Source organism: Microbacterium oleivorans NBRC 103075 (genome assembly GCF_001552475.1).
In the GTDB taxonomy this organism is placed as follows: domain Bacteria; phylum Actinomycetota; class Actinomycetes; order Actinomycetales; family Microbacteriaceae; genus Microbacterium; species Microbacterium oleivorans.
Map to the genome: position 1 here is coordinate 258,834 of NZ_BCRG01000001.1, position 24,024 is coordinate 282,857.

Consider the following 24,024-nt stretch of genomic DNA (forward strand, 5'->3'; position numbering starts at 1 on the left):
TTGCGGGATTCATCTGGGAGAAATGTGCCGACTAAGGCTGTCCAATGTCGGGGGGTTCGGGGTTAGCCTCAACCCACGACCACTGAAGGAGGCTCTCATGAGCATGACTCTCGACGACCTGCCCCGCGTGTCCGAGTGCAACGCCCTCGGCTGCTCGTACAACGACCACTCGCACTGCCACGCGGCCGCTGTCACCATCGGGGGGACGCCCGGCGATGCCGAGTGCGCCACCTTCATCCCGCTCGGAACGAAGGGCGGCCTCGACAAGGTCGTCAGCCACGTCGGCGCATGTCAGCGCGCCGAGTGCGTCTTCAACTCGTCCCTGGAGTGCACGGCATCCGCCGTCCGCGTCGGTCCCGGCGCGGAGTCGGCCGACTGCCTCACCTACCAGTCGGCCTGATCTCGCACTGATCGATCAGCCTGCGGCCTCACCGGCGGGCGCGTCGGCCGAATAGACCTCGACGACGCCGTCGCCGAGCACGAACTGCAGACGCGTGCCGATGGGGAATCGCTCACGAAGGCTGCCGGGCGTCGTCGTCGAGACGATGAGGCTTGCGGCCGGCGCGAACGGCTCCGCTGCGCAGCTGGTGTACCAAGCCCCCGAGAACCCGTCCTCGGGGGAAGCGCTCCAGGCCTCATCGGGCAGCAGCTGTACGCAGCGCGTCATTCCCCCGTCGCCGGTGTCGTAGCGTCCGAGGATCGGTGTGAGGCCCGCGAGCGACGCGAAGATCTGTCCGTCCTCGGGCGGCGCACTGAGGACCTCCGGCCATGCGCGGTCGGTGTCGGCGCTGAGTGTCGTGACGTGGGTGACCTCGACCCCGGAAGGGCTCGTCACTTCCGCTGCCGTGGCGCGGTTGCTCACCGCCGCAGTGATACCGACGGCGAGCGTCGCGACCATCGCGAGGGAGCCCGCCCAGACGAGCCCCGCGAGCAGCCGTCGCGTGCGGGGCTGATGGCCGCCGTCGGCGCGAGCTGCGCGCAGGTCGGCAGCGACCGCCGCGGGGACTGTCGGCGCGGGTGGCGGGGTTTCCGCCGAAGCCGGCTGCACCAGGGACTCGGGTGCGCGGTCGATGAACGGCGGGCGACGGCGCTCATCGCGTGCCCGCGCCTCGAGGTCGTGCAGACGGCGCTGTTCGCCGTCGTCGAGACGTCCGCCCGGACCGTACGCCCTCGCCTGCAGTGCGCGTAGCTCGGCGTGGCGGGCGTCGTCCATCAGAGCCCGAGTGTCTCGGGGGTGACAGAATCCGCTTCGGCCTCGACCTCGGCGAGGGACTTCGTCTGCAGGAAGGTGCAGAGAATCGACACCATCGCGAGCTCGCCGGAGAGCTCGAGCGTCCGACCGGCATTCATCTTGAGATCGAGCTCGCGAGCTTCGAACGTGATGCCCCAGTGGATCGACCCCAGCGGCTCCGGCTGGATGTAGGTCAGTGTCATCGAGTCCAGCAGGTTCAGCGCGATGAGCCCGGTGTCGAGACCGTCCGCACCGTCCTGCGGAACCACCTTGACCCGATCGCTGATCGAGTACCCCAGCCCGGCGAACTCCTCGAGCCACTGCTCGAGCATCTCCTTGCTGTGAAACGGCATGAGCAGATCTCCCTGAAATGGATGCTGGACGGGATGCGACCATTATCACCCGCGTGGCCGGGCGTGAGCATCCCCCCGTTTAGGCTCGACGGATGGCCATCGGATCCACGATGCACACGTTCACGGTGCAGCTCGCTGACGTCGATCGCGGCGTCTACGAGGAGCTGTCGCTCCGCCTCGCGCGGCATCCCTCCGAGACGGCGACGAATGTGCTCCTCCGGGTGCTGGCGTACGCGCTCGAATACGAGGAGGGGATCGCCTTCAGCGAGGGCATCTCCGCGACAGACGAGCCTGCGGTCATGGTCCGCGACGCAACGGGTCGGCTGACCGCCTGGATCGAGGTGGGTGCTCCGGATGCCGGTCGCCTGCACGCCGCCAGCAAAGCCGCCGAGCGGGTGGCCGTGTACACGCAGCGGGAACCGATCAGGCTCGCGCAGGCCTGGGCGGGCAAGACGATCCACCGGGCGGCCGACATCCCCGTCTACAGCTTCGACCGGAACTTCCTGGACGATGCAGCATCCGCCCTCGAGCGTCGCAACACGGTCACGGTCTCGGTCACCGAGCGTCAGATCTACCTCGACGTGAACGGCCGGTCCACCTCGTCGCCGATCGAGGAGCAGCGGGTCGGCTGACGTCATCCTCCTCGACTGTCAACCCCGGCGGTCGACTGCTCGGGCCATTTCTATGGTGGCCGCCGAGGAGGTTCCCATGTTTCACCGAGCGCGCGCGGCGATCGCCGCATCCCTCATCGTCGGTCTCGGACTCGCCGGGTGCGGTGTGCGTCCCGCCGACGTCGACGGCACCCTGGCCACCGTCGAGGACAGCGGCGTCCTGCGGGCGGGGGTGAGTGAGAACCCACCCTGGTCGTCGATTTCGGGCGCAGAGCCCACCGGGTCGGAGGTGACGCTGATCGAGCGGTTCGCGGCGCGGCACGGCGCTGAGGTGGAATGGCGCGCGGGGACCGAGGAGGTGCTCGTCGACGCTCTCCACGCGGGAAGCCTCGACGTCGTCGTCGGCGGCCTCACGGATGCGACGCCGTGGCTGGACGATGCCGCGGTGTCCGACGTCTACACGGAGGTCGTCAGCCCGACCGGGGAGACGGAGAAGCACGTCATGCTCACCCGGGCCGGCGAGAACGGCTTGCTGATGGAACTCGAGACGTTCCTCAGAGAGGAGGTCGACGGATGACGAAGAGTGCGCTGAGAGACGGCCTCGACAGCGACGGGCGCGCGGCGCTTCGGAGCGCTGTCCGCATGGAGTGGGCGACGATCGCGTTCCTTGCCGTCACCATCCCCGTCGTCGGAATCGTGACCGGCAGCTCGCAGGCGATGCGCGCGGCGTGGATCGAGGACATGCTCTCGCTCGCCCCTCCGCTCGCGTTTCTCGTGGCGGTGCGGGTGATGGCCCGCGCTGCGACGCCGCGCTACCCCTACGGCTATTTCCGCTCCGTCGGCGTCGCGCACCTCGTGGCCGGCGTGGCCCTCCTGGCGATGGGCGCGTTCCTCCTCGTCGACTCGACGCTGACCTTGATCCGCGGGGATCGTCCGCCGATCGGTTCGGTCGAGGTGTTCGGCGAGTCCATGTGGCTCGGCTGGTTCATGATGGCGGCCATGGCCGCGACGATCCCTCTGCCGATCTGGTTCGGTCGCGTCAAGATGCGCTTGGCGAAGGAGCTCCACAACAAGGTTCTCTACGCCGACGCCGATATGAACAAGGCCGATTGGATGACCGCGGTCGGGTCCATCGTGGGCGTCGGCGGCATCGGACTCGGCCTCTGGTGGGCGGATGCCGCTGCGGCCATCTTCATCTCGGGCAGCATCCTGTGGGACGGTCTCAAGAACACGAAGGGTGCGGTGACGGACCTGATGGACACCCGCGCCACCACGTTCGACGATGCGAAGCCGCATCCTGACATCGACCGCATCCACGACCATCTCTCGTCGCTTCGCTGGGTGGATGAGGTCCGCACACGCACCCGCGACCAGGGGCAGTTCTTTCACATTGAAGCCTTCGTGAAGCCCCGGAAGCGGAGGATGCCGCGGCTTGACGACATCGAGCGAGCGCAAGACGAGTGCCGGGCTCTGGACTGGAAGATGCACGACGTCGTCATCGTGCCGGTGAGGAAATTCCCGGAGACCGCCTCCGCTCGATCCGGCGAGAGCTAGGACACAGCCTGGACGGCGCCTGGCAGTCCCGTGGGTATCGCCGATGCATGCCGTAGCGGAGATGTGCTTCCCCGTAGCGTGGCCCTCAGTGATCGACATTCGTCGGTGGCTCATCTCCGCCGCCGCGGATCACGATCCCAAGTAGGTGCACCCATCACTTCATCCGTCACCGAGTCACGTCTCGGTCCCGTCCGTCAGACGTACGCCGGAACAGCGCAGTTCCCCCCGATGGCGAAGGCGTTCACGGACGTCTCCCGCATCGTTCGCGAGACAGGGCTGCTTCATCGCACTCCCGTCTTCTATCTGATGGTCGGCATCGCACTTACGCTCGCTTTCGGCGGTGCAGTCACCGGCTTCATTCTCCTCGGCGACAGCTGGTTCCAGCTGCTCATCGCCGGAGCGCTGGGCCTCATCTTCACGCAGGTCGCGTTCCTCGCCCACGAAGCCGCGCACCGTCAGGTGCTCAGCTCGGGTCCGGCGAACGACCGTCTGGCGCGCATCCTGGCCGCCGGCGTCGTCGGCATCAGCTACGCCTGGTGGACCGGTAAGCACACGCGTCATCACGCGAACCCGAACCGAGTCGGCAAAGACCCCGACATCGAGATCGACACGATCTCATTCATCGAGACCGATGCGGCCTCTGCCCGCGGCCTCCGCCGGGCGATCACCAAGCGCCAGGGCTGGCTCTTCTTCCCGCTCCTCACCCTCGAGGGCGTGAACCTCCACTTCCTCGGCCTGAAGTACCTGGTGACCGAGAAGGACGTCAAGCAGCGCTGGCTCGAGATCGCGATGATCATCGTCCGTCTCGCCGTCGTCATCGTGCCCGTCTTCCTGCTGCTGCCCCTCGGGATGGCCTTCGCCTTCATGGGTGTGCAGTTCGCCGTCTTCGGCCTGTACATGGGTGCCTCGTTCGCGCCGAACCACAAGGGGATGCCGGTCATCGCACCCGATGCGAAGCTCGACTTCTTCAGCAAGCAGGTCCGCACCTCGCGCAACATCCGCGGTGGATGGTGGGCGACCTGGCTCATGGGCGGGCTCAACTACCAAGTGGAGCACCACCTCTTCCCGAACATGCCCCGTCCGCACCTCTCGAAGGCGCGCGAGATCGTCCGGGAGCACTGCGCGACGCTGAACGTCCCCTACACGGAGACCAGCCTCATCCGCTCGTACGCCATCGTCATCGACTACCTGAACCGCGTGGGCCTCGCCGCCCGCGACCCATTCGACTGCCCCATGACGGGGGAGTTCCGCCGGGGCTGAGGCTCAGGCGGACGAATCCTCGGCAGGAAGAGCGCCGAGGAAGGGCTCGGGACCGAGCACCTTCCTCGGCGCTTCGTCGATTCTGGCGCGGAGGTCGGCGTCGACGCTGCCGACGTAGAGCCAGCCCATCAGCAGCTCCGAATCGGCGAGGCCGTGCAGGCGGCGCACCGCGGGGGAGTTCACCGCGAGTCCGGTCCGCCACATGACGCCCCAGCCCGCCCGCCAGAGGGCGAGTTCGAGAAGGTGCGCAGCGCCCGCGGCCGTCGCGTGCTGCTCCCACACCGGCACGGCGGGGTGGTTCTTCGGGCTCGCCACGACCGCGATCAGCAGGTCGGCTCGGAACGGCTTGGCGTTGGCGTCGCCCGGCTCACGCTCGACACCGGCTGCCGCGTCGAGGGCGGTGCCCAGACGCGCGCGGTCGTCGCCGCGGAGCGTCAGGAGGCGCCACGGGCGCAGCGCCTTGTGATCGGCCACCGGCGTGACGGCCGCCAGCAACTCGCCGAGCTCCTCGTCGGACGGTGCCCCGGGCCCGACCTTCGCGAGCGAACGTCGCATCGCCATCGCCTGCAGGACCGGGTCGGAGAACATTGTCATGCCTCCATCCTCCCCGCTCCCATGGTCGGTGTCGCCGCCGCGCGATAGCCTCCCGGCATGACCTGGCCCGCTCGACACCTGTCTCGCGCGATCGCGCGCCCGCCGCGGGAGGTGATCGCCTTCGCCGGTGACGCCGCGAATCTCCCGACCTGGGCGGCGGGGCTGAGCAGCGGCATCCGGAACGAGGGTGGGCGCTGGCTCGCGGATTCACCGATGGGCGACATCGAAGTGGCGTTCGTCGGCCCGGTCGAGGCGGGCGTGCTCGACCACGATGTGACACTCCCCGACGGGACCGTCGTGCACAACCCGCTGCGCGTCCTCCGTAACGATGCGGGAAGCGAGGTCGTCTTCACGCTGTACCGGCGCGACGGCGTGACCGAGTCGGAGTTCGAGGCGGATGCCGCAGCGATCGACGCCGACCTCGTCTCCCTCCGGGCGGTCATGGAAGGCTGACCGATCGGGCCTTCCCGAGCCGGGGAGGCGGTGTTATCGTTCGACTGAGTTATCAATCGATAACTCAACGTGCACTCTTCCGGAGGTGCCGTCGACGATGACAGCCCCCACCACGTATCCCGACCTGGTCGCCGACCTCGAGCGGCGTCGCGCCGAGGCCGCACGCGGCGGTCCCGAGCGGGCGCGCGCGCGGCACACCGCCCGCGGCAAGCTGCTCGCCCGCGACCGCATCGACACCCTGCTCGACGTCGGAAGCCCTTTCCTCGAGGTCGGAGCGCTCGCCGGTCTCGACCTGTACGACGACGAGTGCCCCTCGGGAGGCGTCGTCGCCGGCGTCGGACTGGTCCACGGCCGGCACGTCATGGTCGTCGCAAACGACGCGACAGTGAAGGGCGGCACGTACTACCCGATCACGGTCAAGAAACACCTCCGTGCCCAGGAGATCGCCGCCGAGAACCGCCTGCCCTGCGTCTACCTCGTCGACTCGGGCGGGGCGTTCCTGCCGATGCAGGACGAGGTCTTCCCCGACCGCGACCACTTCGGGCGCATCTTCTACAACCAGGCACGGATGTCGCGGGACGGCATCCCGCAGATCGCGGCCGTCCTCGGGTCGTCCACCGCCGGCGGCGCGTACGTGCCGGCGATGAGCGACGAAACGGTCATCGTGCGGAACCAGGGCACGATCTTCCTCGGCGGCCCGCCCCTCGTGAAGGCGGCGACGGGGGAGGTCGTCTCGGCCGAGGACCTGGGCGGCGGCGACCTGCACACGAAGGTCTCCGGCGTCACCGACCATCTCGCCGAGAACGACGAGCACGCGCTGCAGATCGTCCGCGACATCGTCGCGACCTTCCCCGCCCCCGCGCCCCTGCGCGAACAGCCCGAGCGGGTGGCCCCGCCGGCCGCCGATCCGGCGACGCTCGTCGACGTCGTGCCGGTTGAACTCACCACCCCTTACGACGCCCGCGAGATCGTCCACCGCCTCATCGACGGCGGCACCTGGCACGAGTTCAAGCGCGAGTACGGCGAGACTCTCGTGACCGGCTTCGCCCGCCTCCACGGTCATCGCGTCGGCATCCTCGCGAACAACGGCGTGCTGTTCGGCGAGTCCGCCCTGAAGGGCGCGCACTTCATCGAGCTCTGCGATCAGCGTGGCATCCCGCTCGTGTTCCTGCAGAACATCACCGGCTTCATGGTCGGCCGGGAGTACGAGTCGGCCGGCATCGCGAAGCACGGCGCCAAGATGGTCAACGCCGTCGCGTGCGCCTCGGTACCGAAACTCACCGTCGTCGTCGGCGGCTCGTTCGGCGCGGGGACGTACTCGATGTGCGGCCGCGCGTACTCGCCGCGGTTCCTGTGGCTCTGGCCCGGCGCGCGGGTGTCGGTGATGGGCGGTCCGCAGGCGGCATCCGTCCTCTCCACCGTCCGTCGCGAGCAGATCGAGGGGCGGGGCGACGCGTGGTCGGTCGACGACGAAGCCGCGTTCCAGGCGCCCATCCGCGCGCAGTACGAGGAGCAGGGGAGCCCGTACTACTCGACGGCCCGCCTCTGGGACGACGGCATCCTCGCCCCCGCTGAGACCCGCGACGCGCTCGGCCTCGCCCTCGACGTTTGCCTGCGGGCCCCCTTCGACGCGCCGGGCTACGGCGTCTTCCGGATGTGATGAGCATGTTCTCCACCGTCCTCGTGGCCAACCGCGGCGAAATCGCGTGCCGCGTCATCCGCACGCTGCGGGAGCTCGGGATCCGCTCGGTCGCCGTCTACAGCGACGCGGATGCCGGTGCCCGCCACGTCGCGCTCGCCGATGAGGCCGTGCGGCTCGGTCCCGCAGCCGCCGCGCAGAGCTATCTCGACATCGGCGGGGTGATCGCCGCGGCCCGCGCCACCGGAGCGGAGGCGATCCACCCCGGGTATGGGTTCCTCTCTGAGAACACCGCGTTCGCCGCGGCGTGCGAGGAGGCGGGCATCGTCTTCATCGGCCCGTGCGCCGACGCGATCCGCACGATGGGCGACAAGATCGCCGCGAAGCACGCCGTGGCGGCCCGCGGCGTTCCGACCGTGCCGGGCGTCGCCCGCGCCGGTATGACCGACCACGAGCTCATCGCCGCGGCGCCCGAGGTCGGCTATCCGCTCCTGATCAAGCCGTCCGCGGGCGGTGGTGGCAAGGGCATGCACGTCGTGACGGATGCCGAGGGCCTCCCGACGGCGCTCGCCGCCGCGCGGCGCGAGGCGGGCGCGAGCTTCGGCGACGACACCCTGTTCCTCGAGCGCTACGTCGACACCCCGCGGCACATCGAGGTGCAGGTGCTCGCCGACGCGCATGGGAACGTCGTGCACCTCGGGGAGCGGGAGTGCTCGCTGCAGCGCCGCCACCAGAAGGTGATCGAAGAGGCGCCCTCGCCCCTTCTCGACGAGGCGACCCGCGCCCGCATCGGGCAGGCGGCGTGCGAGACGGCGCGGAGCGTCGACTACCGCGGCGCGGGGACGGTCGAGTTCATCGTCGCGGCCGATCGCCCCGACGAGTTCTTCTTCATGGAGATGAACACCCGGCTGCAGGTCGAGCACCCCGTCACCGAAGAGGTCACCGGCATCGACCTGGTCGCGGCGCAGCTGCGGATCGCGGCGGGAGAGGCGCTCGGCTTCGCGCAGGACGATGTGGTGCTCACGGGCCACAGCATGGAGGCGCGCGTCTACGCCGAGGACCCGGCCGCCGGCTTTTTGCCGACGGGTGGCCGTGTCATCCGGGTGGTGCACCCGGCGGGCCCCGGCATCCGTGTCGACAGCGCCCTCGCCGACGGTCTCGACGTCTCGGTCGACTACGACCCGATGCTCGCGAAGATCATCGCGACGGGCGCGACCCGCGACGAGGCTCGGCGGCGGCTCGTCGCAGCGCTCGGCGAGACGGCGGTGCTCGGCTTCGAGACGAACGTCTCCTTCCTGCGGGCGCTGCTCGAGCTGCCGGTGGTCGTGGCCGGGGATCTCGACACAGGACTCATCGCGCGCGAGCTCGACGGTCTCGTCGCGGCATCCGCCGACGCCGACGTGTTCATCGAAGCGGCACTGCTGCTCGACGCCGCGGTGCCGCGTGGCGCGGACCCGTGGCAGCGGGCGGACGGCTGGCGGCTCGGTGCGCCCGCACCTCGCCGGTACCGGCTCGAGGCCCGGGGAGAGGAACGCACGATCGAGCTTGTCGGTGATCGGGTGATCGACGATGGGGCGGAGGTCGCGGCATCCGTCCGCGCCGTCGGCGACCGATCCTCGGTCCGGATCGGCGAGCGGAGCGTCTCGATCGTCGCCGTCGCGGATGGCGACCGGGTCTTCGTGGCATCCGGCGGGCGCGCCCACGAGGTGCAGCGGGTGCGGCTGGACCACCGCCGCGATTCGAATGCCGCAGCCGTCCCGGAGCTCACCTCGCCCATGCCGGGGGTCGTCGTCATGACCTCCGTCGCCGAGGGCGCCGAGGTGGCGGCGGGTGACGCGGTGGTGGTCGTCGAGGCCATGAAGATGGAGCATGTGGTGAGGGCGGAGGTCACCGGCACCGTGTCGCTGCGGGTCGCGACCGGTGACAGTGTGGCCCGCGGGCAGACGCTGGCCGTCGTCACCCCGACCCAGGAGGAAAACGCATGAGCGAGGGAGCACCGCGGCGGATCGTGCAGCGGGGGCTGTACTTCGACGAGCTCGAAGAGGGTGCCGTCTACGTCCACAGTCCCGGCCGAACGGTCACCGAGGCCGACAACGTCCTGTTCACGACGCTCACGATGAATACGCAGTCGCTCCACCTGGATGCCGCCTGGTCGGAGCAGACCGAGTTCGGCGATCGGCTGGTCAACAGCATGTTCACCCTGTCGACCCTCGTCGGGCTCTCGGTCGCGCAGCTCACGCAGGGGACGATCGTCGCGAATCTGGGCTTCTCGGAGGTGACCTTCCCCGCCCCCGTCCGCCACGGCGACACGCTCTACGCCGAGACGATCGTCGCGTCGAAGCGCGCGTCGAGATCGCGCCCGGGGCAGGGGGTCGTCGAGTTCGTTCACACGATGCGCAACCAGCACGATCAGGTCGTCGCGACCGCTCGACGCTCGACGCTCATGCGGATGTCGCCGGAGGCGCACGCGTGATCCCCGGGCCCGCTCTGCTGTTCTGCCCCGCCGACCGGCCCGAAAGGTACGCGAAGGCGCTCGCGGCGTCCGATGCCGTGATCCTCGACCTGGAGGACGCCGTCGCCCCGGCCGACAAGGCGGGCGCGCGCGCGGCGCTGGCGGCGGCCGACGTGGACCTCGATCGGGTGATCGTGCGCGTGAACCCGGCATCCACTCCCGAATTCGACCGCGACCTCGAGACGCTGCGGGCGACGCCGTACCGTCGTCTGATGCTCGCGAAGGCGGAGGAGCCCGCCGATGTCGATCGGCTCGACGGGTACCGCGTGATCGCGCTCTGCGAGACGCCGCGCGGTGTCGAGAACGCCGGCGAGCTGGCGCGGCATCCGCTCATCGACGGACTCATGTGGGGTGCCGAAGACCTCGTCGCCGGGATCGGCGGGCGCTCCAGCCGCACGACCGACGGGCGCTACCGCGACGTCGCACGGTACGCCCGGTCGCGCGTTCTCATCGCGGCCGCTGCTGCCGGGATCGACGCGATCGACGCCGTGCACCTCGACATCGGCGATACCGCGGGGCTTCTCGCCGAGGCGACGGATGCCGCCGCCTCGGGGTTCGCGGCGACCGCCTGCATCCATCCGTCCCAGGTCGAGGTGATCCGCCGCGCGTATGCGCCGACGAGCGAGGAGGTCGAGTGGGCCGAAGCCGTGCTCGACGAGGCGACGCGTCAGCCCGGGGTGTTCCGGTTCCGCGGGCGGATGATCGACGAGCCGGTGCTGCGGCAGGCGCGGCGGACGCTGTCGTCATGACCACCTGGCGTGCGACGCAGAAGGCGAACCGTCGCGCGGAGCTGATGGCGTCGGCTGCGCGCCTGTTCGCCGAACGCGGGTTCGCCGCCGTCTCGACGGGCGACCTCGGCGACGCCGTGGGCATGAGCGGTCCCGCCCTGTACCGCCACTTCGCGAGCAAAGAAGCCCTGCTGTGCGACCTGCTGGTCGATGCGAGCGAGCGGCTGCTCGAGGGCGGCCGCGTGCTCACCGCAGCGGGCGGCGAGCCCCGCGCCGTGTTCGAGGCGCTCATCGCGTTCCACCTCGACTTCGCCACGAGCGACGCGGACGTCATCCGCGTGCAGGATCGCGAGCTCGCGAACCTGCCGGCGGACGTCAATCAGCGGGTGCGACGGCTGCAGCGCGAGTACGTCCAGGAGTGGGACCGGCCATTCGCCGAGCTCCGCCCCGATCTCGGCGATGCCGAGCGCGAGACCCGGCTGCTCGCCGCGTTCGGGCTGTTGAACTCGACCCCCCACTCGGCCGCACCGAGTGGGGAGCGGGCCGGCGGCATCCTCGCCGGCATGGCGCGGCGGGCACTGCTCGACGACTGACGCGGCGGCGATGACAGGATGAGGGGATGCCGCACACCATCGTCCTCACCGGAGCCGGATCGGGCATCGGACAGCTTCTCGCCGAGCGCCTGACCGAGCGCGGCGACCGCCTCATCCTGGTGGCGCGCGACGAGGACCGTGCCGTCGACCTGACGGTCGATCGCCCGGGTTCCTCGGCGATCGTCGCCGACCTCGCGCAGCCCGAATCGCTCGCGGCGGCGGTCGCGGCATCCGATCTCCCCGACGGGATCGACGCGATCGTGCACGCGGCGGGCATCGTCGACCTGGGGCACGTCGCCGACCTCACGGTGCGGTCGTGGGAGGACCAGCTCGCCGTCAACCTCGTCGCGCCCGCCGAACTCACGCGACTGCTGCTGCCGCGGGTGCGCGCCGCGCGGGGACAGGTGCTGTTCGTCAACTCCGGCGCGGGACTGACCGCCCACCCGCAGTGGGCCGCGTACGCCGCGTCGAAGCACGGGCTCAAGGCGCTCGCCGACGCGCTCCGCGGCGAGGAGGCCGAGCACGGCGTGCGCGTCACGACGGTCTACCCCGGCCGCACGGCGACTCCCATGCAAGCACAGGTCCACGCGCAGGAGGGCAAGGCCTACGACGCGGATGACTGGATCCAACCGGCATCCGTCGTCACCGCCGTCCTCACCGCCCTCGACCTGCCCCGCGACGCCGTCATCACCGACCTGTCGGTCAAGCCCGGCCCGCGCTGACCGTGATCCGGAGGCGAGGGTCTCCGGCATCTCCGTCGCCGCCTGCAGGCCCGGTCCGGCAGAGCACTCGCCCGGCCGCACCGTTCTCCGGATAGATCCCGCGACGGCACCCCTCACGCTCGCTCGACGTGCGTTCATCCGGAGAACGGGACCGAATGGTTGACAGCCTCTTCGGTTCGGCGCTCCGTCTCTGCGAGCGAGGAGCTCGCGCCCGCCCAGCCCGTTCTCCGGAGGGATGCTGCTGAAGAGCCGAAGGGTGCGCTTCGGGCTGCGTTCATCCGGAGAACGGCTCGCGGATGTACCGACTGCAGGTTCACCGCCCGGTTCGGGGACGGATGAGGCGTCTCACGGCCTCTCGCGCTGCATCCGGCACACGAGCGAGCCGAGCCCACCGCTCAGACCGGCTGCGGGTTCGACAGCACGCTCTCGAAGATCGCCTCGGCCGCGCCGATGAGCAGCCGGTGCTCGGCGAGGGCGGCGGGGAGGATCCGCAGGTGCTCACCGCAGGGCGGCATCGCTTGGGTGCGCACGGCGTGCTCGAGGGCGGCGACGTCGAGACCGGCCAGCACCGACAGGAACCCGCCGAGCACGATGGCCGACGGGTTCAGCACGTTGACCGCGTTCGACAGTGCGGTGGCGAGGATGCGGCGCTGCCGCTCGACCTCGCCCGCGACCGACGGGGTGTCGATCTGCGCCGCGAGCGCCTCGCCGAGTTCGCGGTCGTCGCCGCGGCCCAGCCCCACGACCGACAGCAGCCGGGCGCGGCTGACCTCGTCCTCGAGCACTCCGTCGCGGGCTCGTCGGTCGGCGAGGGTGGCGATGCCGGGGCGGTTCTGCCCGAACTCTCCGGCATAGCCGCCGGCACCGGCCACCGGCATCCCGTTCACGATGATGCCGCCACCGATGCCGCTCGCGCCGCCGTTGAGGTACACCGCGTGATCGATACCGCTCGCTGCGCCGAAGAGGTGCTCGGCGATGGTGCCGAGGGTCGCGTCGTTGCCGACGACGACGGGGATGCCGGTGGCCGCCGCGACGAGGTCTCGCAGGGGCGCGTCGACCCAGCCCAGGTGGGGCGCGTCGCGGACCAGGCCGTCCTCGATGCGGACGAGACCCGGCACGGCGAGCCCGACGCCGAGGACGCGGGCGCCCGCGAGTTCGGCGGCGCGCCACGAAGCGATCTGGTCGGCGACGAGCTCGGCGGTCCGCTCGGGGGTGAGGAGGTGCTCCTGCGGCAGGACGACGACGGCGCGGATGTCGCGGTCGAGTCCGACGGCGGCGATCTCGAGCGCGTCGACCTCGGGGTTGACGGCGATCGCGACGACGGAGGGGTCCACCGCGACGACGGGGGAGGGTCGGCCGACGCGGCGCGACGGGTCGGGCGCGCGTTCGGTGACGAGGCCGAAGGAGACGAGCGTGCCGACGAGGTCCGCGACCGTCGAGCGGTTGAGCCCGGTCGATTCGGTGAGTGCGGCGCGGGACTGCGGGCCGTCGCGGTGCACGATTCCGAGGATGCTGCCCAGGTTCGCGCGCCGCACGGATTCGACGGTTCGCCCCTGCTCGGTCACGGACCCACATTAGCCACGAATTCGGTTTTGTCGACGGGGCGCGCCTGGTATACGTTGCTGATAACAACAATTGTCCGGCTCGCGAAGGAGCGTCATGGTCACCCCCACCCCCGCAGACAAGTTCAGCTTCGGTCTGTGGACCGTCGGCTACAACGGCACCGACCCGTTCGGCGGCCCGACCCGCCACCCGCTCGACGTCGTCCACGCGGTCGAGAAGCTCGCCGAACTCGGCGCCTACGGCCTCACCTTCCACGACGACGATCTGTTCGCCTTCGGATCGAGCGACGCCGAACGCCAGCGCGAGATCGACCGCCTCAAGGGCGCCCTCGACGCCACCGGCATGATCATCCCGATGGTCACGACGAACCTCTTCAGCGCGCCCGTCTTCAAAGACGGCGGCTTCACCGCGAACGACCGCGACGTGCGTCGCTTCGCCCTCCGCAAGGTCTTCCGTCAGCTCGACCTCGGTGCGGAGCTCGGCGCCAAGACCTTCGTCATGTGGGGCGGTCGCGAAGGCGCCGAGTACGACTCCGCCAAGGACGTCCGCCAGGCGCTCGAGCGCTATCGCGAGGCCGTCAACCTGCTCGGCGACTACGTCACCGACAAGGGATACGACATCCGCTTCGCGATCGAGCCGAAGCCGAACGAGCCGCGCGGCGACATCCTGCTGCCGACCCTCGGCCACGCGATCGCGTTCATCGACTCGCTCGAGCGCTCCGAGCTCTTCGGTGTGAACCCCGAGGTCGGCCACGAGCAGATGGCGGGCCTGAACTTCACGGCCGGCATCGCCCAGGCGCTGTACCACGGCAAGCTGTTCCACATCGACCTCAACGGCCAGCGCGGCATCAAGTACGACCAGGACCTCGTCTTCGGTCACGGCGACCTGCACAACGCGTTCTCGCTCGTCGACCTGCTCGAAAACGGCGGCCCCGGCGGGGTCCCGGCCTACGACGGCCCGCGTCACTTCGACTACAAGCCGAGCCGCACCGAGGACGAGACCGGCGTGTGGGAATCGGCCGCCGCGAACATGCGCACCTATCTGCTCCTCAAGGAGCGCGCGCAGGCGTTCCGCGCCGACCCAGAGGTGCAGGAGGCGCTCGCCGCCGCGAAGGTCGACGACCTGTCGACCCCGACCCTGAACCCGGGCGAGAGCTACGACGACTTCCTCGCCGACCGTTCGGCCTACGAGGACTTCGACCCGAGCGTCTACCTCGGCGGCAAGGGCGCCGGCTTCGTCCGCCTGCAGCAGCTGGCGACCGAGCACCTGCTGGGTGCGCGCTGACGTGACCCTCGTGATGGGCGTCGACTCGTCGACGCAATCCTGCAAGGTCGTCATCGTCGACGTCGCGACCGGAGCGATCGTCCGCTCCGGTCGTGCGTCGCACCCCGACGGCACCTCGGTCGATCCCGACGCGTGGTGGAGCGCACTGCAGGCGGCGATCGCGGATGCCGGTGGCATCGACGACGTCGCCGCGTGGTCGATCGGGGGCCAGCAGCACGGCATGGTCGCGCTCGACGCCTCGGGCGCGGTCGTGCGCGACGCGCTGCTGTGGAACGACACGCGCTCGGGGCCGGCGGCATCCGCTCTCACCGCGGAGTTCGGGGCCGTCGCGCTCGCGGAGCGCACGGGTCTCGTCCCGGTCGCGTCGTTCACGATCACCAAGCTCCGTTGGCTGCGGGACGCCGAGCCCGACAACGCCGCTCGCGTCGCCGCGGTGGCGCTGCCGCACGACTGGCTGACGTGGCGACTCCGCGGCTTCGGACCTCAGAACCCGGCGCTCGATGAGCTCGTCACCGACCGCTCCGACGCCTCCGGCACGGGGTACTGGAATCCCGAGTCCGGCGAGTACGACCGCGAGCTGCTCGCCGCGGCGCTCGGTCACGACGCGGTGCTGCCGCGGGTGCTCGGCCCGCTCGAGTGGGTGACGGATGCCGACGGTCGCCGCGTCGGGCCCGGCGCCGGCGACAACGCGGGCGCGGCCCTCGGCGTCGGCGCGACAGCGGGGGACGTCGTCGTGTCGATCGGCACGTCGGGCACGGTCTTCGCCGTCAGCGACACCCGCACGATCGATCCGACCGGTACGGCCGCGGGCTTCGCCGACGCGACGGGACGGTTCCTGCCGCTCGTCGCGACCCTGAACGCGGCGCGCGTGCTCGACGCGACCGCGCGCCTGCTCGGCGTCGACCACGACGGGCTCACCGAGCTCGCCGCCGCGGCCGAGCCCGGCGCCGGCGGTGTGGTGCTCGTGCCCTGGTTCGAGGGTGAGCGCACTCCGAACCTGCCGACCGCTCGAGCCTCGATCGACGGGCTTTCGCTCGTCAACACGACGCGCGAGAACCTCGCGCGCGCGGCGATCGAGGGCATGCTCGCCGGTCTCGCGACGGGGCTCGACGCGATCCGCGACCTCGGCGTCTCCGCCGAACGCGTGCTTCTCGTCGGAGGTGCGGCGCGGAACGCCGCCGTCGCGGCCGTCGCGGCCCAGGTGTTCGACGTGCCGGTGGCGGTTCCCGCACCGGGTGAGTACGTCGCGCAGGGCGCGGCGCGTCAGGCGGCGGCGGTGCTCGGCGGCGCGTGGCCGGAGTGGGCCGTCGCGATGGACCGGGAGGCGGCATCCGACCCCCGTCCGGACGTCCGCGAGCGCTACGACGCGGTCGCTGCCCGGCGAGCGGCGGAGGCGCGATGAGTCCTCGCCGCGCGCTCATCGTCCGTGGCGGATGGGATGGCCACCATCCGATCGCGACGACCGACATGTTCGTCCCGTTCCTCGAAGAGAACGGTTTCGAGGTCACGATCGAGGAGTCGAACGAGGTCTACGCCGACGCCGGGCGGATGTCGGGGGTCGACCTCATCCTGCAGGCCGTCACGATGTCGTCGATCTCGGACGAGGCCCTCCGCGGGCTTCGCGCCGCAGTCGAGGCGGGCGCCGGTCTCGCGGGCTGGCACGGCGGCATCGCCGATTCGTATCGCGGCAGCTCGGACTACCTGCAGCTCGTCGGCGGGCAGTTCGCGACGCATCCCGGACGCCACCCCGACGAGCGCCCCGGCGACGAGAGCGACAACTACCTGGACTACACGGTCGAAGTCACCGAGCTCGGTCGGCGGCACGAGATCACGGCGGGCGTCGACGACTTCGTCCTGCACACCGAGCAGTACTGGGTGCTCCACGACGACCTGATCGACGTGCTCGCGACCACGACGCATCCGACCCAGGAATATCACCCCTGGCACCGCCCCATCGTGAGTCCCGCGGTCTGGACGCGGCTGTGGGGCGCGGGACGGGTGTTCGTCGCCACGCCGGGTCACACGCCCGAGGTCCTCGCCGACCCGAACGTCCGCACCATCGTCGAGAGGGGCCTGCTGTGGGCAGCCCGCACACCGTAGGGATCGTCGGGCTCGGGGTCATCTCGGCCCAGTACCTCGACCTGTTCGCGCTCAGCCCGTCGATCCAGGTGGCGGCGGTCGCCGATCTGCGGTTCGATCGTGCGGTCGAGGTGGCGGCGACCGTCCCCGGCGCGCGGGCGCTGTCGGTCGACGAGCTCTTGGCCGATCCCGATGTGCAGACGGTCGTGAATCTCACCGTCCCCGCCGCCCACGCGCAGGTCGCGCACGCGGCGATCGCGGCCGGCAAGTCGGTCCACGGTGAGAAGCCGCTCGCCCTCGACGTGGCTGAAGGACGAGCGGTGCTGGATGCCGCAGCCGCCGCCGGCGTGCAGGTGACCGGTGCGCCCGACACGGTGCTCGGCACCGGCATCCAGACCGCCCGGCGTCTCGTCGACGACGGTGCGATCGGCCGGCCCGTCGCCGCGAGCGCGACCTGGGTGTCGCCGGGTCACGAGCTGTGGCATCCGGCTCCCGGGTTCTACTACGCGCCCGGTGGAGGCCCGCTGTTCGACATGGGCCCGTACTACGTGACGAGCCTCATCCACCTGCTGGGGCCCGTCGTCGCGGTGACGGGCGCGGCCCGCCGTGCGCGTGCCGCGCGGACGATCGCGACCGGGCCGCGCGCGGGGGAGCGGATCGAGGTCGAGGTGGACACCCACGTGAGCGGTCTCCTCGAGCACGCCGGCGGTGCCGTGTCGACGATCGTCACGAGCTTCGACGCCGTGGCGACCCTGGCGCCGCCGATCGAGGTCCATGGCGAGAGCGGATCGATCGCGGTGCCCGATCCGAACATGTTCGACGGCGAGGTGCGCCTCGCGTCTCTCGGGCAGGAGGGGTGGCGCACCGTCGCGGCATCCGCAGGCTACGAGGGCTCCGGCCGTGGCATTGCCGTCATCGACGCCGCGAGGGGCGAGGGTCGGGCCAGCGGTGCCCTTGCACTCCACGTGCTCGATGTGATGGAGAGCCTGCTGCGTTCCTCGGCGGAGGGGCGCCGGATCACCATCGGCACGACGGTCGAGCGTCCGCCGCTCGTCCCCTTCACGCCGGCGTCGGAGTGGGCCCGCTTCGGCGGCTGACCCCTCTCTCTTCCGCGTCGACGCCGCCGCCCCAGCAACTGGCCGGGGCGGCGTCGTCGTGTGTCCGGAACGTGATGTTTGACGCGTTCGGGTTCGCGGGTTATCTTCATTCGAAGCGGTTCGATAGTTGCTCGGCGCAACATATCGGTCACGAAGGAGTGAGATGACCCGGCACATGTTCGAGCGCCCGAAGCGGTGCGTCCGATGACGCAGCAGGCGATCGTCACCGAGGCGGCAGCCGCGACGATCGAGGAGAAGGCCCCGCACCGCACCGAGCGACCGGTGTCGAAGAACCGGCGCTCGTTCCGGATGTTCCTCTGCATCGTGCCGTTCCTGGTGCTCGTCTTCCTCTTCTCGTACTTCCCCCTCTACGGGTGGATCTATGCGCTCTTCGACTACCGCCCCGCCCTCGGCCTCGGCGGCAGCGACTTCGTGGGCTTGCAGTGGTTCCAGCTGCTGGTCAGCTCGCCCACGCAGGTCGCCCAGGTCGGCCAGGTCGTCGTCAACACGCTCGCGATCAGCTTCCTCGGCATCGCGACCTCGGTCCTGCCGCTGGCCTTCGCGATCTTCCTCAACGAGATCCGCGCCCCCTGGTTCCGCAACGCCGTCCAGACCCTGACGACGCTGCCGAACTTCATCTCGTGGGTGCTCGTCTACATGATCGCCTTCTCGCTCTTCTCGAGCTCGGGCCTCGTCAACGGGGTCCTGTCGGATGCCGGACTCATCACCACACCGGTGAAGTTCCTCGACACCGACCAGAACGTCTGGCTGACGATGACCCTCTGGTCGGTCTGGAAGGGGCTCGGCTGGGGAGCGATCATCTACCTCGCCGCGATCGCCGGCATCGACCAGTCGCTCTACGAGTCGGCGGAGATCGACGGCGCGGGACGCTTCCAGAAGATGTGGTACATCACGGTCCCGCAGCTCATGCCGACCTACCTCGTGCTCCTGCTGCTGTCGATCGCGAACCTGCTCAACAACGGGATGGAGCAGTACTTCGTCTTCCAGAACGCCTTCAACAAGGAGCACATCCAGGTGCTCGATCTGTACGTCTACAACATCGGCATGACGGGCAACAACCTGTCGATGGCGACGGCGATCGGCATGTTGAAGAGCCTCATCTCCGTCATCCTCCTGTTCACCGTCAACGGCATCGCCAAGCGCGTCCGCGGCGAATCCATCGTCTGAGTCAGGAGCGCTCGTCTCATGGTCACCACGACTCCCACCCGCCGCGCCGTCCGCCGCGATGCCGACATCTCTGGCCGTGCGGTCTTCGCGATCGTCAACTACTCGGTGTTCCTCGCGCTCGCCTTCGTCTGCGCGTACCCGTTCTACTACCTGATCATCAACTCGATCAGTTCGAACGACCTCGCCGCGCTCGGCGAGGTCCGGTGGCTGCCCAGCGGCATCCACTTCGCGAACTACGAGCAGGTGTTCCAGCTCGGCGGACTGACCCAGGCGGCGATCGTCTCCGTCGGACGTACCGTCCTCGGCACCGTCGCCGCCGTCCTCGCCTCGGCGTTCCTCGGCTTCATGTTCACGCAGAGTCGGATGTGGGGGCGGAAGTTCTGGTACCGCTTCGTCATCATCACGATGTACTTCAGCGCTGGCCTCATCCCGGTCTTCATCGTGATCCGGAACCTGGGGCTGACGAACAACTTCTGGGTCTACGTCCTGCCGTTCGTCGTGCAGCCGTTCTTCATCATCCTCGTCAAGACCTACGTCGAGGCGATGCCGTCGGAGCTGCAGGAAGCGGCCGAGATGGACGGGGCGAACATCCTGCAGGTCTTCTTCCGGATCTACCTGCCGAACATGACGCCGATCCTCGCGACCGTGGCCATCTTCTCGGCCGTCGCGCAGTGGAACAGCTTCCAGGACACCCTCATCTACATCACCGATCAGAGCCTCTACACGCTGCAGTACCTGCTCTACATGTTCATCAACCAGGCCAACAGCCTGGCCCAGGCCATGCAGAACGGCGGCAACATCAGCTCGATCGTGGACGCGGCCACGAGTCAGACCCCCACGTCGATCCGGATGACGATCTCGGTCATCGTCATCCTGCCCATCATCTTCGTCTACCCGCTGTTCCAGCGCTTCTTCGTCAAGGGCATCATGCTCGGCGCGGTCAAGGGCTGAACCCGACCATCACGGTCACACCACCGAGAGGAAAGCAATGAAGCTATCAAGGAAGACCGCCGGGGCCCTCGCCGCCCTGGCGACGGTCGGGCTGCTGAGCGCCTGCACCGGCCCCGCCACGACAGAGAAACGCGAGGAGATCACCGCGTTCCCCACCTCGTGGGACAAGCCCATCACCATCGACGTGTTCGACGGCCTCGCCAACTACATGGGGATGCAGGAGGGCTGGTTCGGAAAGCTCGTCGAGGACAAGTTCAACATGAAGCTGAACATCATCGCCCCGAACGTCGCGGGTGGTGGCGACACCCTCTTCAACACGCGCGTCACGGCCGGTGACCTCGGAGACCTCATCATCACCGACAAGGGCCAGCGGCTCGAGGAGCTCACCGAGGGCGGGCTGCTCCTCGATTCGGCGAGCTTCTACCCCGCGATGAAGAACGTCGGCCGTTTCGACGCTGCCGTCGACAAGATCAACGAGGGCGCCGACGGAACGTACGCGTTCCCCTCGCAGGTGTCGTCGCTCAAGCCGACCGAGCCCTCTGAGGGCCTCGACCCGACCTTCGGACCGTACCTGCGCTGGGACCTGTACAAAGAGGCTGGCTACCCCGAGATCAGCACGCTCGAGGACCTCCTGCCCGTCCTCAAGAAGATGCAGGATGCCGAGCCCACCGCTCCCAACGGACAGAAGACCTACGCGCTGTCGCTGTTCAAGGACTGGGACGGCAACATGCTGAACAACGCGAAGCAGCCCACCACCTATTACGGCTTCGACGAAGTCGGCTTCGCCCTCGCGAAGGGCGACGGGTCGGAGTATCAGGGCATCCTCGACGACGACGGCCAGTACGTCCGTGCCCTGCGCTTCTTCCACGAGGCGAACGAGCTCGGCATCCTCGACCCCGACTCGACGACGCAGAACTACGACACCCTGTGGAACAAGTATCAGAACGGCCAGGTGCTGTTCTCGTTCTGGCCGTGGCTGGGCCAGGCCGCCTACAACACCGACGCCAACGTGAACGAGGGCCGCGGCTTCATGATGGCCCCGATGGACGACATGAAGATCTTCTCGTACGGCGCCGAGGCGTACGGCGGCAAGCAGATCTTCGCGATCGGCGCCAAGGCCGAGGACCCCGAGCGCATCGCCGCGTTCATCGACTGGCTGTTCTCGTCGGAGGGCGCGCTGGCCAACAACAGCCAGACGCAGGGTGCCGCCGGTCCCGAGAAGCTCACGTGGGAGGTCAACGCCGAGGGCGAGCCGGAGCTCACCGAACTCGGTCACAAGATCTTCTTCGAGGGCGACGCCGAGGTTCCCGCCGAGTGGGGTGGGGGCAGCTACATCGACGGCGCCTCGCAGCTGAACATCAGTGCCGTCCTCCCGGTCGACACCGACCCCAACACCGGCTTCCCGTACAGCTACAAGATGTGGCCGAGCTACCAGGCCGAGACGAGCAACCCGGTGACCGACGACTGGACCGCGAAGATGGGCGCCCCGACGACGATCGACTACCTGCGGGACAACGACCAGCTCCTCGTGGGCGCCGGCGCCAGCTACACCGCGCCGACCGACTCGTCGGAGATCGAGACGCTCCGCAACCAGGTCAAGGCGTCGATCGTGCAGACGTCGTGGCAGATGGTCTTCGCCGAGAGCGACAGCCAGTTCGACTCGCTGCTCAGCTCGCTGCAGGAGACCGCGAAGGGCCTCGGTTACGACAAGGTCCTCGAGGTCGACATGTCCAAGGCCGAAGAGCAGGATGGGGCTCGCAAGGCGGTCACGGCGGAGTTCGGCTGAGCGAACCCGCAGTAACGACGAAGGGCCCCGCCGGTACTCCGGCGGGGCCCTTTCGCGTGGTGTCTCAGGCTGCGGCGCCCGACCGTCGGCGGTAGATGCTGCGGAACAGGAACGCGCAGCCGTAGGCGCCGACGGAGAAGCCGATGGTGGCGACGAGGAAGATCGTCGGCGGGAAGACGATCACGAGGCAGACCACCGTGACGGGGATGACGATGAGTGCGAGGGTGCGAAGCGGTTCGGCGGACGGGAGCAGCACGGCGTTCTTCAGGGTCTGGCGGAACGGCGCGCGGTAGGCCGCGACGAGCCCCATCGCGTGGATGAAGGAAGCCACGGCGTAGGCCGACGCGGCGAAGGCGAGCGCCGCGAGCCCCGTGAGGAGCGGCTCGGGCGCGGAGAGCCAGAACACGCCGCTGAACGCGAGGGCGACGCTCGCCCCGAGGAGGATCAGGCTCAGCCCGGTCGCCGGCAGGAAGTTGCGCGCCAGTGCGGGGAGGAAGTCTCTGACAGGCCGACCGCCCTCCTCGTCGGCGTACCGCCTGGTCACCTCGAGGAGCGCGCTCGTCGCTGCCCCGATGGTGACGATCGGGACGCAGCAGAGGAGGAACAGGATGTTGAGGGCCACGAATTCGAGGAACGACGACAGGCCCTGGACGGCGCGGTTCTCGGGGTCGATCTGCATGGCTCAGCCCGCCTCGCCGGCGAAGCGGGGTGCGAGGAGTTCGGCCCCGAGCTGCCGCTCGCCGCGGATCGCGGCGAGGAGCGCGCGGGCACCCGCTGCGCCGAGTTCCTCGGCGGGCAGGTCGATCACGTCGGAGACGCCGGGAACGGGGAGCGCGAGTTCCGCGGGGCTGAGGGCGATGATCTCGATCGGCGACGCCGAACCCATGAGGCGTGCCGCGATGAACGGCAGAGCTGCCTCGTTGTGCACGAAGAGCGCGGTCGTCTCGGGGGAGTCGGTGAGGAGCGCGTCGACGACCTCCGTCGCGCCGGGGCCGGCCGGGCAGGAGTGGATCGTCGCGGTGAGACCCACCTCGGCGCTCGCCGCGCGGAACCCGCGGGTCAGGCGGTCGGAATACGAGGTGTGGCGGGCTTGCACCTGCGGCGGCGCGCCGAGGAGGGCGACTGTCGTGTGGCCGCGCTCGGCCAGGCGCTGGGCGGCCAGCCGGCCGGCAGCTTCGAAGTCGAAGTCGACGCAGACGAGCTGATCGGCTCCTTCGGGAAGGCCGATCAGGACGCTCGGGATGCTGAGCTCGGCGAGCGTGCCGACGCGCGGGTCGCTCGTCTCGACGTCGAGGATGAGCACGCCGTCGACCATGCCGGCCCGCGCGGCTCGTTCGACGCCCGCGGCGTCGTCGCTCGTGAGGAGCAGGATGTCGTGGTGGTGCACGCGGGCCTCCTTCAAGGCGCCCGCGACGATCTGCATGACGACGTGCACGTCGACTCCGGCGCGGATGGGTGCCTGGAGTCCGAGCACGCTCGTCGAGCGGGAGGCGAGCGAGCGTGCACTCGCCTGCGGGCTGTACGCGAGATCGACCATGGCCTGCTCGACGCGGTCACGGGTCTCCTGCGAGATCGTCCGCTTGCCGCTCATCACATAGGACACCGTCGAGATGGACACCCCGGCGGCCTGGGCCACATCGGCGATCGTGGGCATGGACACTCCTTCTCCGACGGCGTCGATCCCGTCCACCACCCGAGCTCTGGGGTCGGGTCCCGACGTCGACCTCGACGCGGGTGTAAAACCGAGCGTATCGGCTCGATTCACGCCCGGAGCGCCGCTCTGCCGACCGATGGACACGTCTGTGATCGCTAGTATAGGTTGGATT

25 protein-coding genes are annotated in these 24,024 nt (G+C 69.6%); 19 read left to right on the forward strand and 6 right to left on the reverse strand.

Features of this window, described 5'->3' with window-relative positions; genetic code table 11:
- The first annotated feature begins 97 nt into the window (after positions 1-97).
- A complete protein-coding gene (locus MO1_RS01170) occupies positions 98-400 on the forward strand; it encodes a DUF1540 domain-containing protein (protein WP_060914986.1) in 303 nt (100 codons plus the stop codon).
- 15 nt (positions 401-415) lie between these two features.
- Here the strand turns inward: MO1_RS01170 and MO1_RS01175 are convergent, their stop codons facing one another.
- Both MO1_RS01175 and MO1_RS01180 read right to left on the reverse strand, forming a co-directional pair.
- A complete protein-coding gene (locus tag MO1_RS01175; protein ID WP_060914987.1) occupies positions 416-1,213 on the reverse strand; it encodes a hypothetical protein in 798 nt (265 codons plus the stop codon).
- The gene (locus MO1_RS01180) at positions 1,213-1,584 is read right to left on the reverse strand and encodes a hypothetical protein (protein ID WP_036310610.1); all 372 of its coding nucleotides are present in this window, start codon (positions 1,582-1,584) and stop codon (positions 1,213-1,215) included. Before MO1_RS01180 ends, MO1_RS01175 begins: the two co-directional genes overlap by 1 nt.
- Before the next feature lie 92 nt (positions 1,585-1,676).
- On the opposite strand from MO1_RS01180, the gene MO1_RS01185 reads away from it, so the two are divergent.
- From MO1_RS01185 to MO1_RS01200, 4 genes are all read left to right on the forward strand, one after another.
- Complete coding sequence (locus MO1_RS01185; RefSeq protein ID WP_036310609.1) at positions 1,677-2,216, forward strand: YaeQ family protein; 540 nt, start codon at positions 1,677-1,679, stop codon at positions 2,214-2,216.
- Positions 2,217-2,292: 76 nt separating this feature from the next.
- Positions 2,293-2,772, forward strand: a complete 480-nt coding sequence (locus tag MO1_RS01190; protein WP_060914988.1) for a transporter substrate-binding domain-containing protein — start codon at positions 2,293-2,295, stop codon at positions 2,770-2,772.
- Positions 2,769-3,749: a cation diffusion facilitator family transporter gene (locus MO1_RS01195; RefSeq protein WP_060914989.1), complete on the forward strand. Its 981-nt coding sequence runs from the start codon at positions 2,769-2,771 to the stop codon at positions 3,747-3,749. The genes MO1_RS01190 and MO1_RS01195 overlap by 4 nt, the downstream gene beginning before the upstream one ends.
- Positions 3,750-3,902: 153 nt before the next feature.
- Complete coding sequence (locus MO1_RS01200) at positions 3,903-5,009, forward strand: fatty acid desaturase family protein (protein ID WP_036310730.1); 1,107 nt, start codon at positions 3,903-3,905, stop codon at positions 5,007-5,009.
- Between the two features lie 3 nt (positions 5,010-5,012).
- On the opposite strand, the gene MO1_RS01205 is transcribed toward MO1_RS01200, so the two are convergent.
- On the reverse strand, positions 5,013-5,603 hold the full coding sequence (locus tag MO1_RS01205; protein WP_036310606.1) for a nitroreductase family protein: 591 nt from the start codon (positions 5,601-5,603) through the stop codon (positions 5,013-5,015).
- Positions 5,604-5,660: 57 nt separating this feature from the next.
- On the opposite strand from MO1_RS01205, the gene MO1_RS01210 reads away from it, so the two are divergent.
- The 7 genes from MO1_RS01210 to MO1_RS01240 all read left to right on the forward strand — a co-directional run bounded on the left by MO1_RS01210 (position 5,661) and on the right by MO1_RS01240 (position 12,250).
- Entirely contained in the window at positions 5,661-6,056 is a 396-nt protein-coding gene (locus MO1_RS01210; RefSeq protein WP_060914990.1) for an SRPBCC family protein, read from the forward strand.
- Positions 6,057-6,153: 97 nt separating this feature from the next.
- Positions 6,154-7,716 (forward strand): carboxyl transferase domain-containing protein, encoded by a 1,563-nt coding sequence (locus MO1_RS01215; RefSeq protein ID WP_060915136.1) that lies wholly within the window; start codon positions 6,154-6,156, stop codon positions 7,714-7,716.
- Complete coding sequence (locus MO1_RS01220; RefSeq protein WP_060914991.1) at positions 7,716-9,680, forward strand: ATP-binding protein; 1,965 nt, start codon at positions 7,716-7,718, stop codon at positions 9,678-9,680. Before MO1_RS01215 ends, MO1_RS01220 begins: the two co-directional genes overlap by 1 nt.
- Complete coding sequence (locus MO1_RS01225) at positions 9,677-10,168, forward strand: MaoC family dehydratase (RefSeq protein WP_036310600.1); 492 nt, start codon at positions 9,677-9,679, stop codon at positions 10,166-10,168. Before MO1_RS01220 ends, MO1_RS01225 begins: the two co-directional genes overlap by 4 nt.
- On the forward strand, positions 10,165-10,956 hold the full coding sequence (locus tag MO1_RS01230) for an HpcH/HpaI aldolase/citrate lyase family protein (RefSeq protein WP_036310598.1): 792 nt from the start codon (positions 10,165-10,167) through the stop codon (positions 10,954-10,956). Before MO1_RS01225 ends, MO1_RS01230 begins: the two co-directional genes overlap by 4 nt.
- Positions 10,953-11,528, forward strand: a complete 576-nt coding sequence (locus MO1_RS01235) for a TetR/AcrR family transcriptional regulator (RefSeq protein WP_036310596.1) — start codon at positions 10,953-10,955, stop codon at positions 11,526-11,528. The genes MO1_RS01230 and MO1_RS01235 overlap by 4 nt, the downstream gene beginning before the upstream one ends.
- A 26-nt stretch (positions 11,529-11,554) precedes the next feature.
- Complete coding sequence (locus MO1_RS01240; RefSeq protein ID WP_060914992.1) at positions 11,555-12,250, forward strand: SDR family oxidoreductase; 696 nt, start codon at positions 11,555-11,557, stop codon at positions 12,248-12,250.
- Between the two features lie 395 nt (positions 12,251-12,645).
- On the opposite strand, the gene MO1_RS01245 is transcribed toward MO1_RS01240, so the two are convergent.
- On the reverse strand, positions 12,646-13,815 hold the full coding sequence (locus MO1_RS01245; RefSeq protein WP_036310593.1) for an ROK family protein: 1,170 nt from the start codon (positions 13,813-13,815) through the stop codon (positions 12,646-12,648).
- 94 nt (positions 13,816-13,909) lie between these two features.
- Here MO1_RS01245 and xylA point away from each other — a divergent pair, with 94 nt between their 5' ends.
- The 7 genes from xylA (at position 13,910) to MO1_RS01280 (ending at position 22,198) form a co-directional block, all read left to right on the forward strand.
- The gene (gene xylA, locus MO1_RS01250; RefSeq protein WP_060914993.1) at positions 13,910-15,097 is read left to right on the forward strand and encodes a xylose isomerase; all 1,188 of its coding nucleotides are present in this window, start codon (positions 13,910-13,912) and stop codon (positions 15,095-15,097) included.
- A 13-nt stretch (positions 15,098-15,110) separates the two neighbouring features.
- Positions 15,111-16,499: a xylulokinase gene (locus MO1_RS01255; protein WP_060915137.1), complete on the forward strand. Its 1,389-nt coding sequence runs from the start codon at positions 15,111-15,113 to the stop codon at positions 16,497-16,499.
- Entirely contained in the window at positions 16,496-17,197 is a 702-nt protein-coding gene (locus MO1_RS01260) for a ThuA domain-containing protein (protein ID WP_036310588.1), read from the forward strand. The genes MO1_RS01255 and MO1_RS01260 overlap by 4 nt, the downstream gene beginning before the upstream one ends.
- The gene (locus MO1_RS01265) at positions 17,176-18,273 is read left to right on the forward strand and encodes a Gfo/Idh/MocA family protein (RefSeq protein WP_060914994.1); all 1,098 of its coding nucleotides are present in this window, start codon (positions 17,176-17,178) and stop codon (positions 18,271-18,273) included. The genes MO1_RS01260 and MO1_RS01265 overlap by 22 nt, the downstream gene beginning before the upstream one ends.
- Before the next feature lie 204 nt (positions 18,274-18,477).
- Entirely contained in the window at positions 18,478-19,461 is a 984-nt protein-coding gene (locus MO1_RS01270; RefSeq protein ID WP_036310582.1) for an ABC transporter permease, read from the forward strand.
- An 18-nt stretch (positions 19,462-19,479) separates the two neighbouring features.
- Positions 19,480-20,412 (forward strand): carbohydrate ABC transporter permease, encoded by a 933-nt coding sequence (locus MO1_RS01275; protein WP_036310579.1) that lies wholly within the window; start codon positions 19,480-19,482, stop codon positions 20,410-20,412.
- Between the two features lie 37 nt (positions 20,413-20,449).
- Positions 20,450-22,198, forward strand: coding sequence for an extracellular solute-binding protein (locus MO1_RS01280; protein ID WP_060914995.1), 1,749 nt, complete (start codon positions 20,450-20,452; stop codon positions 22,196-22,198).
- Between the two features lie 64 nt (positions 22,199-22,262).
- Here MO1_RS01280 and MO1_RS01285 read toward each other — a convergent pair whose 3' ends face one another.
- Both MO1_RS01285 and MO1_RS01290 read right to left on the reverse strand, forming a co-directional pair.
- Complete coding sequence (locus MO1_RS01285) at positions 22,263-22,877, reverse strand: YesL family protein (RefSeq protein ID WP_060914996.1); 615 nt, start codon at positions 22,875-22,877, stop codon at positions 22,263-22,265.
- A 3-nt stretch (positions 22,878-22,880) separates the two neighbouring features.
- Entirely contained in the window at positions 22,881-23,852 is a 972-nt protein-coding gene (locus tag MO1_RS01290; RefSeq protein WP_036310727.1) for a LacI family DNA-binding transcriptional regulator, read from the reverse strand.
- Positions 23,853-24,024 lie beyond the last annotated feature (172 nt).